Source organism: Aureimonas flava (assembly GCF_003583935.1).
Classification (GTDB): domain Bacteria; phylum Pseudomonadota; class Alphaproteobacteria; order Rhizobiales; family Rhizobiaceae; genus Aureimonas; species Aureimonas flava.
In genome coordinates this window covers 1-10,118 of the sequence record NZ_QYRN01000020.1, presented here as the reverse complement: position 1 = coordinate 10,118, position 10,118 = coordinate 1, and the positions used below count along the sequence as shown (strand labels likewise).

Below are 10,118 nucleotides of genomic sequence, written 5' to 3'. Positions count from 1 at the left end.
ATCACGGTGATCCATCACCATCCGAACCGCACGGGCGCGGACCTCGGGACTAAACGGCGGTGTTCTCTTCGTCATGGCTCCATCCTCTCAAGAGTTGGAGCCTCCGACAAACCCGGGGCGGTTCAATCGCACGGACCAGCTCTTGGATGTGCTGCTCGCTGACCCGGTCCCTCGGCTGGAAGACCTCGGGGCGCTCGTGGATGTCCTTGAGGTCAAGCTGGTCAGGACGTTCGGTCACCGTCACCGAAGCTGCCAACGCCTCCAGCTCCGCACGCGGGCTCATCAGCTCCAAGTCCGTGTCGGCATCGAAGGCATCCACCTGAGGATTGATCACGCCCTGCGGTTCCGCTGCCGTGTCGCTCATGGGGTTTCCTCTGGTCTCGGCATCGGCCGGCACAAGTGCAGTCACTGCACCTACGGTCCCCCGTGGTGCGGCCGGTGCATGGTTCTCGGATGTGGTCAGGTGAGGCGGCTCAAGGCATCGCTGAAGGCGTCCCGCTCGGCTCTGGCGGCCTCCACCTCCTTCATCTCCAGCCTCGCGATGATGATGCCGGCCGCTCCCAGCGCCTGTGCGGCCCACTGGGCGATGACGCCGGTCACCTTGGGGGAAAGCTCCCGGTAGACCCGCCGCTGCCGTCCTGACCGATCTATGGTCGTCGCAGCGTTCACCTCGCCCAAGCCCCGCAGGCGTCTCGCGAGCTGGACCGAGAAGGCCCCGTCAGAGGTGAAGCGGTGCGGGTCCGCCTCCCGCATCAGGTACATCGCCAAGGCCGTCTCCACGACCGCACGAGGCTCGACCTGCGAGCCCACGTTCATGACCATCTTGGCCGCCTGATGCTCGTAGCGGTTCCCCGGCTGGCCCGACTGGAAGGTCCGGCTGATGCCGACCGCATGGTCCACGATGGCCCTCCAGCGGGCCTCGCATTGCCCCCAGAGCGGGTTGTCGGCGTTCTTCGCTATCCTCGCCCGGACCTTCATGACGAAGGGCTTCAGCTCCGTAGCGGTGACCCCGCGCTGGTAGACGTCACCATGGCGTCGAGCCCGAGCCTTGTGGCTGGTGCAGTAGCGACCGAAGCGCGTGGTCATCTCCCCGCAGCCCGGTACTTGGCACTTCCTCATGCGTTCTGGAGGCTCCTGATTTGCGACCGTCCCCTGGCAGACAGGAACGGAAGAAGAAAAGCAAGGCTGCATGACGATGTCCGGTCGACCGGCACTTCACGCTTGACCCCGGCCTACGGGGGGAAGGGAGCTGTCTCGCTTCCATCGAATGGGCTCAAAGATTTTCTTGTCAGAAAGAGGCGGGGTCGGCGTGGGTCCCACCGAGGACGCTGCACCGAACGGAAAGCGCCCACGTCTCCGACTGCTCTGGGGCCTCCCCGCTGTCCGACGCGCCCTTGCCTAATGCTACACCAGCCTGCTACACACGCACCGCTGCCAGATCGGAAATTGCACAACGTTTTCAACGACAAGGCGGCGGGCCGAGATTGTCTCACCCCATCCGCCAACACCGTTCCCGCACCAAGGCGCACGGGCGCATCCCCGCCAGCGAGGGAGCGCTTCGCGCCTACGCCTGTGGGAGCGAGATATGCTGATGGACGAGGGTCCACTTTCCGTCGCGGCGCAGGAAGCAGTCGGTCTGCCGCGTGGTCATGTCGTGGCGGTCCCCCGTCTTCGTCTGTGCCCAGAAGCGCTGGACGCTGCGTACGAACCCGACGTCGCCGCTGACGTGGCAATCGAGTTCGAGGAAGTCGGCGCCGCATTCCACGAGCTTTCCGAACTGCCGGTCGAACTCGGCATGGACCGCGTCGTAACCGTGGAGGTTCTCGGCGGAGATGTCGAACCAGGCGACCTCCGACGCCCAATGCTTCATGATCTGATCGGCTGTCTGCGCCTCCGCCATTTCGCGAACGACGGCTTCGAGGTGCCGGGCATCGTCGGGCATTCTTCGGTTCCTGTGTGGTTTCGTTCGTTCAGACGCGGCCAATCGGCCGAGCGCAGCAGTTCCTATCGCATGGTTGCGCAGCGCCGCCGATCACGATGCCGATGGGCCGCACGATCCGTTACTTCCGCACTATGCGTGGGTTCCGTGCATCATGCGCCGGCGGCGGGGAACAGCGCCTTGATCCCGTCGCCGACGAACTGGACCGCGAGAGCAGCCAGGAGCACGCCGAGGAGGCGCGTGATCACGGCGCGGCCGGTCTGGCCCATCAGCCGTTCGAACCGGTCGGCCACCGACAGCACGAGATAGGTCGCGAAGACGGTCAGCGCGATCACAAGCACGACGCTGCCCTGGCCGGCCGCGCTCGGCAACTCGCCGGAAAGCAGGATCACCGCCGAGATGGCCCCGGGGCCCGCCATCAACGGGATGGCAAGCGGCACCGCCGCGATCTCGCCGGCTTCATGCTCGGTCATCGCGGTCTGGGCGTCCTTCTCCTTGCGTGTCTTGCGCTTCTCGAAGACGAGTTCGAACGCGATCCAGAACAGGAACAGCCCGCCGGCGACACGGAAGGCGCCGAGCGAGATGCCCAGCGCGCCGAGAACGCTGAGGCCGATCAGGCCGAAGGCTGCGAGGATCAGGAAGGCGATCAGGCAGCCGTTGCGCGCGATGCGCCGCCGCTCGTTGGCCGACAGGCCCGGCGTGAGCCCGAGGAAGATCGGCGCGAGACCGATCGGATCGATGATCACGAAGAGGGTGGCGAAGCCGTTCAGGAGGGTTTCGATCATGCGAGAGCCTTCGCGAAACGCTGTGGAACACCCGTCATAGCCGCCGCCGTGCCGCGCCGCGACGGCGGCGTATCCGACAGCCGTCGGCAAACGTGACGCCAAAAATGGACGCGTCGATGTAAGTCGTTGATCCCGAAAAAGGAATGCGAATGCTTGGATTTGCGTCCGCGGCGTCTTTTCCTATATAAGGACGAGACATTCTGACCGGGATTTCATCTTGTCCGACCTACCCCCCGATTCTACGCAGCCCGAACGTCCGACAGGTATCGAACCGGTCTCGATCATCGAGGAAATGCAGCGGTCCTACCTCGATTACGCCATGAGCGTGATCGTCAGCCGCGCATTGCCGGACGTGCGCGACGGCCTGAAGCCCGTGCATCGGCGCGTGCTCTACGCGATGAGCGAAATGGGCTTGGTCTGGAACAAGTCGTATCGCAAGTCGGCGGGCGTCGTCGGCGAGGTGATGGGCAAGTACCATCCGCACGGCGACAGCTCGATCTACGACGCGCTGGTGCGCATGGCGCAGGACTTCTCGCTGCGCGCGCCGCTGATCGACGGGCAGGGCAACTTCGGCTCGATCGACGGCGACCCGCCGGCGGCGATGCGCTACACCGAATGCCGCCTGGAGAAAGTGTCGGACGCGATCCTGGCCGACATCGACAAGGAAACCGTCGACTTCCAGGAGAACTACGACGGGCGCGAGCTCGAGCCGGTGGTCCTGCCGGCGCGCGTGCCCAATCTCCTGCTCAACGGCTCCGGCGGCATCGCCGTCGGCATGGCCACCAACATCCCGCCGCACAATCTCGGCGAGCTCATCGACGGCTGCATCGCGCTGATCGACAATCCGGGTCTGCAGCTTCCCGAGCTGATGGAGATCATCCCTGGGCCGGACTTCCCCACGGGCGCGATCGTTCTCGGCCGGGCGGGCATCCAGAACGCCTACTCCACGGGGCGCGGCTCGATCCTGATGCGCGGCAAGGTGCATGTGGAGGAGATGCGCGGCGACCGCGAGGCCATTGTCATCACCGAGATCCCGTATCAGGTGAACAAGGCGACGATGATCGAGAAGATGGCCGATCTGGTGCGCGAGAAACGCATCGAGGGCATCTCCGACATTCGCGACGAGAGCGACCGCGAGGGATATCGCGTCGTGATCGAATGCAAGCGCGACGCCTCGTCCGACGTCATCCTCAACCAGCTCTACCGTTTCACCCCGCTGCAGACGACCTTCGGCGCCAACATGGTGGCGCTCAACGGTGGCAAGCCCGAGCAGATGGTGCTGCTCGACATGCTGTCGGCCTTCGTCGCCTTCCGTGAGGAGGTGGTCCAGCGCCGCACCAAGTTCCTCCTGCGCAAAGCGCGCGAGCGGGCGCACGTGTTGGTCGGCCTCGCCATCGCCGTCGCCAATATCGACGAGATCATCCGCCTGATCCGCCACGCGCCGGACCCGACCACGGCCCGCGAGCAGTTGATGGAGCGCGAGTGGGAGGCCAAGGACGTCGCGCCGCTGATCCGGCTGATCGACGATCCGCGCCATCGCATCAGCGACGCCGGCACCTATCGTCTTTCGGAGACGCAGGCGCGCGCGATCCTCGACCTTCGCCTTCAGCGCCTGACCGCGCTCGGCCGCGACGAGATCGGCGACGAACTGAACGCGATCGGCAACGAGATCCGCGACTATCTCGAGATCCTGTCGTCGCGGGTGCGGGTGCGTGACATCATCAAGGAAGAACTCGCGGCCGTGCGCGAGGAGTTCGCCACGCCGCGCCGCACGCAACTCCTGGAGGGCGCGGCCGACCTCGACGACGAGGACCTGATCCCGCGCGAGGACATGGTGGTGACCGTCAGCCACGGCGGCTACATCAAGCGTGTCCCGCTCAGCGTCTACCGGGCGCAGCGACGCGGCGGGAAAGGCCGTTCCGGCATGTCGCTGAAGGACGACGAGGATTCGGTGACCCGTCTCTTCGTGGCCAACACGCACACGCCGGTCCTGTTCTTCTCCTCGCGCGGCATCGTCTACAAGGAGAAGGTCTGGCGCCTGCCGCTGGCCACACCGCAGTCGCGCGGCAAGGCGCTGGTCAACATGCTGCCGTTGGAGAAGGGCGAGCGGATCACCTCGATCCTGCCGCTGCCGAACGAGGAGGCGGCGGCCGAGCGGCTGAACGTGATGTTCGCGACCACCAAGGGCACCGTCCGCCGCAACAAGCTGTCGGACTTCACCCAGGTGAACCGCAACGGCAAGATCGCCATGAAGCTCGAAGAGGCCGAGGACGAGATCCTGGCCGTGGCCGTCTGCGGCGAGGACGACGACGTTCTGCTGATGGCCGCCAGCGGCCAGTGCATCCGCTTCCCGGTGCCCGACGTGCGTGTGTTCGCAGGCCGCAATTCGGTGGGCGTGCGCGGCATGGCTCTCGCCGAGGGCGATCGCCTCATCTCGCTCGCGATCCTGCGCCATGTCGACGCCTCGCCGGCGGAACGCGCGGCGTATCTGCGGATGCGACGCGCGGTGGAAGGCGAGGGCGTCGCGAGCGAGGCCAGCGTCGAGGACGAGACGGTGGAGGAAGTGTCGCTCAGCCAGGAACGCTACGCGTTCATGAGCGCGGCGGAAGAGTTCGTGTTGACGCTGAGCGAGTTCGGCTTCGGCAAGCGGTCCTCGTCCTACGACTTCCGAACCAGCGGACGTGGCGGCAAGGGTATCCGGGCCACCGACATCTCGCGACTGTCCGACATCGGACGCCTCGTGGCGGGCTTTCCGGTGGAGCCGGACGATCAGGTGCTGATGATCTCCGATCGAGGCCAGATGATCCGTGTGCCCGTCGAAGGGATCCGCATTGCTGGTCGGGCGACCAAGGGCGTCACGATCTTCAACACGGCGGACAACGAACGAGTGGTCTCCGTCGAACGTATTCCGGACCAGGGCGGCGAGGACGTTGCCCTCGCGGATGGCTTGCCGGACGAGACTGCCGACTGACGACGGGACGGGGCGGTGGCTTGCCCGCCGCCCTGATCCCGTGCTCGGTCAGCCGAGAATCTTCGGCTTGCGCGCGAAGGCCTTCGCGCGCTGCTTGCTGGCCTCGTTATGCATTGCGATCACAGTCGCGGTGGAAAGGGATGCAACCATCGCAAGCGACAAGGCGAGGAACAGCATGGATTTCTCTCCTGATTACAGCGCCATAACGCAAAGGGTTGACGAATCGTTCCACGGATGGGCGAACCCGATTCGTAAAACACTCTCGCTTTCTGACCCTTTCAGTCTGTGGCTCGAATGCTTTGCGAATTCATACCGCGCTGCCGCGGTGCGCACGGTTCCGAAACGATCGTTCGTCATGGTTAGGAAGAGATGATGGCGAGAATCGCCCTCTATCCCGGAAGCTTCGACCCGCCAACGCTCGGCCACGTGGACATCCTGCGATCCGCCGGCCGCCTCTTCGACGAGGTGGTCGTGGCGGTCGGAATCCATCCTGGAAAGGCACCACTCTTCGACCCGGAGGAACGCGCCGCCTTGATCCGCGACTGCCTGCCCCTGTTGGGAAGCGGCACCGGTGGCGTGCGCGTCTCCTTCTTCTCCGACCTCGTTGTGGACGAGGCGAGGCGCCAGGGCGCCGCGGCGCTGGTTCGGGGCCTTAGGGACGGAACCGACTTCGACTACGAGATGCAGATGGCCGGCATGAACGACGCCATGGCGCCGGCGCTGACCACCGTCTTCCTGCCCGCGGGCCGCGCCACGAGGCCCATTACGGCCACATTGGTCCGCCAGATCGCCAGAATGGGCGGGGACGTGTCCTCCTTCGTACCGGAGCATGTCGCCGCCGCCCTGAAACGAAAGCTCTCCGCGACGTGAGAGCCGCCCGGAGTTCATCCATGAAAGTTCTTCCGACACTCGGCCTTCTTGCCGCCGTCGCCATGGCCAGCCTGGCGCCGGCCCATGCGCAGACCGCCGGTGCCGGCGACACGCTGGTCATCGAGACCAACAAGGGCGAGATCGACGTCAAGCTGCGCCCCGACCTGGCGCCCAAGCACGTGGCACAGATCGAGGCCCTGGCCAAGGAAGGCTTCTACGACGGCGTCGTGTTCCACCGCGTGATCGACGGGTTCATGGCCCAGACCGGCGATCCGACCGGCACCGGCATGGGCGGGTCGGACAAGCCCGATCTCAAGGCCGAGTTCTCCGACACGCCGTTCAAGCGCGGCACGGTCGGCATGGCGCGCGCGCAGGATCCGAACTCGGCCAACTCGCAGTTCTTCATCATGCTCGCCGACGGCGACTTCCTGAACGGGCAGTACACCGTGGTCGGCGAAGTGACCAAGGGCATGGACGTCGTCGACAAGATCAAGAAGGGCGACGAGGCCAACAACGGCACCGTCGAGAACCCCGACAAGATGGTGAAGGTGCAGACCCGCTGACGACATTCGCCTTGCAACTGCGGGGCGCTTCATCCATTCAGCCAACCAAGCGGGCGGTCCGGTCGATCCGGGCCGCCTTCGTTCATGGATAAGGAGACGGGCTATGGCCTTCGAGGATCCCGAAAACACGCTGGTGCTGGAGACGACCAAGGGACAGGTCGTGATCAAGCTGCGCCCCGACCTCGCGCCCGGCCATGTTGCGCGCGTCAAGGAGCTCGCCCGCGAGGGTTTCTACGACGGCGTGGTGTTCCACCGCGTGATCGACGGGTTCATGGCCCAGACGGGCGACCCGACCGGCACGGGCACCGGTGGCTCCGACAAGCCGGACCTCAAGGCCGAGTTCAGCGCCGAGCCGCACAAGCGCGGCACGGTCTCGGCTGCCCGCACGGCCAACCCGAACAGCGCGAACTCGCAGTTCTTCATCTGCTTCGAGCGGGCGCCTTGGCTGGATCGCCAGTATTCGGTCTGGGGCGAGGTGGTCGAAGGCATGGACGCGGTCGACAAGATCAAACGCGGCGAGCCGGTGCGCGATCCCGACTCGATCACCACCATGCGCGTCGCAGCGGACGCCTGATCCCAGAACCGTGCAGGTCGATCTCTTCGACTTCGAACTTCCGGAAGAGCGGATTGCCCTGCGACCCGCTCTTCCGCGCGAATCGGCCCGGCTGCTTCGCGTCGCGGCATCCGGCCCTTTCGAAGACCGGCTGGTCGGAGATCTTCCGACCGTCCTGCGCGACGGCGACGTTCTGGTCTTCAACGACACCAAGGTGATCCCGGCCCGGATGTCCGGCGAGAGATTGCGACAGCGGCCCGACGGCCCGTCGCGCGTCGGTGTGGACGCCACGCTTCACATGCGCATCGCGGCCGATCGCTGGAAGGCGTTCATGCGGCCCGGCAAGCGTATCAATGTGGGGGACGCGGTGGAGTTCGTCCCTGCCGTGGGTGACGGAGCGCCGCTCGTCGCGCAGGTGATGGAGAAGGGCGAAGGCGGCGAGGTCGAGCTTCTCTTCGCCCTCGGCGGACCCGCTCTCGACGCCGCGATCGCCGCCGTCGGTCGCCTTCCGCTTCCGCCCTACATCGCATCCAAGCGAGCCGTGGACGGGGCGGACCTTCGCGACTACCAGACCGTGTTCGCGCGGGAGGAGGGGGCGGTCGCCGCGCCGACGGCCGGGCTTCATTTCACCCCCGAACTCATGGCCTCGCTGTCCGCCCGCGGCATCGCGCAGGAATACGTGACCCTGCATGTGGGGGCGGGGACCTTCCTGCCGGTCAAGGCGGACGACACGCGCGAGCATCGCATGCACAGCGAGATCGGCGTCGTCACCGAGGACGTCGCGTGGCGCCTGCAAGCGGCCCGCGACGCGGGTCGGCGCATCGTCGCCGTGGGCACGACGTCCCTGCGGCTATTGGAGAGCGCGGCGCGCGAAACGGGACACGTCGAGCCCTTCGCCGCCGCGACCGACATCTTCATCACGCCGGGATACGAGTTCCGCGCTGTGGATGCCCTGATGACCAACTTCCACCTGCCGCGCTCGACCCTGTTCATGCTGGTTTCCGCTTTCAGCGGTCTCGACCGCATGCGGGCCGCCTATGCGCATGCCGTCCGCGACGGCTACCGTTTCTATTCCTACGGCGACGCCTGTCTCCTGGAGCGTACCGCTTGAGCCAGTTCACATTCGACGTGTCCGCGACGGACGGTCTCGCCCGCCGCGGCACGATCTCGATGCCGCGAGGCGTTGTGCGCACGCCGGCCTTCATGCCCGTCGGGACGGCCGCGACCGTCAAGGCGATGTATCTCGACCAGGTCCGGGACCTCGGATCCGACATCATCCTAGGCAACACCTACCATCTGATGCTGCGTCCCGGCGCCGAGCGCGTCGCGCGTCTCGGAGGGCTGCACGATTTCGCGCGCTGGCCCCACCCGATCCTCACGGACTCGGGCGGCTTTCAGGTCATGTCGCTCGCCAGCCTGAGGAAGATGTCGGAACAGGGCGTCACGTTCCGCTCCCATATCGACGGCACGGTGCACGAGCTGACCCCTGAGCGCTCGATCGAGATCCAAGGCCTGCTCGACAGCGATATCCAGATGCAGCTCGACGAGTGCATCCGTCTGCCGGCGGAGCGGTCCGAGATCGAGCGGGCGATGGAGCTGTCGCTGCGTTGGGCCGAGCGATGCGCAGTCGCCTTCGGCGACCAGCCCGGCAAGGCGATGTTCGGCATCGTCCAGGGCGGCGACGACGCCGCGTTGCGCATCCGGTCCGCCGAGAGGCTGCGGGACATGGGGCTCAAGGGCTATGCCGTAGGCGGCCTTGCGGTCGGCGAGCCGCAGGACGTGATGCTTGCGATGCTGGGGGAAACCGTCCCGGTGCTTCCGCACGGGAAGCCGCGCTATCTGATGGGCGTCGGCACGCCGGACGATATCCTGAAATCGATCATGCGCGGCATCGACATGTTCGATTGCGTGATGCCGACGCGAGCGGGACGCCACGGGCTCGCCTTCACGCGGCACGGGCGCATCAACCTGAAGAACGCTCGCCATGCGGAGGACGCCGCACCGCTCGATGAGCGGTCCGCCTGTCCGGCCACACGGGACTACTCCCGCGCCTACCTCCATCACCTCGTCCGTACCCAGGAGACGTTGGGGGCGATGCTGCTGACCTGGAACAACCTGGCCTACTATCAGCAGCTCATGTCGGGGGCGCGCGATGCCATCGAACGCGGCGCGTTCGCAGACTTCGTGGCCGAGACCACGGAGGGCTGGGTCCGCGGCGAGCGGGAGAGGGGGACTGCACGATCCTGAACCCCGCTTCGGTCGCCAGGAACGGGCCGAGGAACGCGTCGCACAGAAATTTCGTCCTTTTCCCGTTTTTTCCGGTTGACCGTTGGGTGTTGGCTCCCCTATAAGCCGCTTCACGACGACGGCGGAGGCGCCGGGGGCGGATGGGCTGGACCGGAAGGTTTGGTTGATTGGCCGGGAAGTTGAGCCAGCG

Annotated in this window: 11 protein-coding genes; 6 read left to right on the top strand and 5 right to left on the bottom strand. The window is 66.0% G+C overall.

Annotation, left to right across the window (positions count from 1 at the left end; translation table 11 throughout):
* Positions 1-49 precede the first annotated feature (49 nt).
* From D3218_RS19385 to D3218_RS19370, 4 genes are all read right to left on the bottom strand, one after another.
* Entirely contained in the window at positions 50-364 is a 315-nt protein-coding gene (locus D3218_RS19385) for a hypothetical protein (RefSeq protein ID WP_119541725.1), read from the bottom strand.
* A 95-nt stretch (positions 365-459) separates the two neighbouring features.
* Positions 460-1,119, bottom strand: coding sequence for a hypothetical protein (locus D3218_RS19380; RefSeq protein ID WP_119541724.1), 660 nt, complete (start codon positions 1,117-1,119; stop codon positions 460-462).
* 445 nt (positions 1,120-1,564) lie between these two features.
* On the bottom strand, positions 1,565-1,942 hold the full coding sequence (locus tag D3218_RS19375; protein ID WP_119541723.1) for a YybH family protein: 378 nt from the start codon (positions 1,940-1,942) through the stop codon (positions 1,565-1,567).
* Between the two features lie 149 nt (positions 1,943-2,091).
* Entirely contained in the window at positions 2,092-2,724 is a 633-nt protein-coding gene (locus D3218_RS19370) for a MarC family protein (protein ID WP_119541722.1), read from the bottom strand.
* Positions 2,725-2,941: 217 nt separating this feature from the next.
* On the opposite strand from D3218_RS19370, the gene gyrA reads away from it, so the two are divergent.
* On the top strand, positions 2,942-5,695 hold the full coding sequence (gene gyrA / locus D3218_RS19365) for a DNA gyrase subunit A (RefSeq protein WP_280959987.1): 2,754 nt from the start codon (positions 2,942-2,944) through the stop codon (positions 5,693-5,695).
* Positions 5,696-5,743: 48 nt separating this feature from the next.
* Here gyrA and D3218_RS20290 read toward each other — a convergent pair whose 3' ends face one another.
* Complete coding sequence (locus D3218_RS20290) at positions 5,744-5,872, bottom strand: hypothetical protein (RefSeq protein WP_280959986.1); 129 nt, start codon at positions 5,870-5,872, stop codon at positions 5,744-5,746.
* 195 nt (positions 5,873-6,067) lie between these two features.
* Between D3218_RS20290 and coaD the strand changes: the two genes are divergently transcribed.
* The 5 genes from coaD (at position 6,068) to tgt (ending at position 9,928) form a co-directional block, all read left to right on the top strand.
* Positions 6,068-6,565, top strand: coding sequence for a pantetheine-phosphate adenylyltransferase (coaD, locus tag D3218_RS19360; RefSeq protein WP_119541726.1), 498 nt, complete (start codon positions 6,068-6,070; stop codon positions 6,563-6,565).
* Between the two features lie 20 nt (positions 6,566-6,585).
* Entirely contained in the window at positions 6,586-7,128 is a 543-nt protein-coding gene (locus D3218_RS19355) for a peptidylprolyl isomerase (RefSeq protein WP_119541720.1), read from the top strand.
* 103 nt (positions 7,129-7,231) lie between these two features.
* The gene (locus tag D3218_RS19350; RefSeq protein WP_119541719.1) at positions 7,232-7,702 is read left to right on the top strand and encodes a peptidylprolyl isomerase; all 471 of its coding nucleotides are present in this window, start codon (positions 7,232-7,234) and stop codon (positions 7,700-7,702) included.
* A 10-nt stretch (positions 7,703-7,712) separates the two neighbouring features.
* Positions 7,713-8,792 (top strand): tRNA preQ1(34) S-adenosylmethionine ribosyltransferase-isomerase QueA, encoded by a 1,080-nt coding sequence (gene queA, locus D3218_RS19345; protein WP_119541718.1) that lies wholly within the window; start codon positions 7,713-7,715, stop codon positions 8,790-8,792.
* On the top strand, positions 8,789-9,928 hold the full coding sequence (tgt, locus tag D3218_RS19340) for a tRNA guanosine(34) transglycosylase Tgt (RefSeq protein ID WP_119541717.1): 1,140 nt from the start codon (positions 8,789-8,791) through the stop codon (positions 9,926-9,928). The genes queA and tgt overlap by 4 nt, the downstream gene beginning before the upstream one ends.
* Positions 9,929-10,118 lie beyond the last annotated feature (190 nt).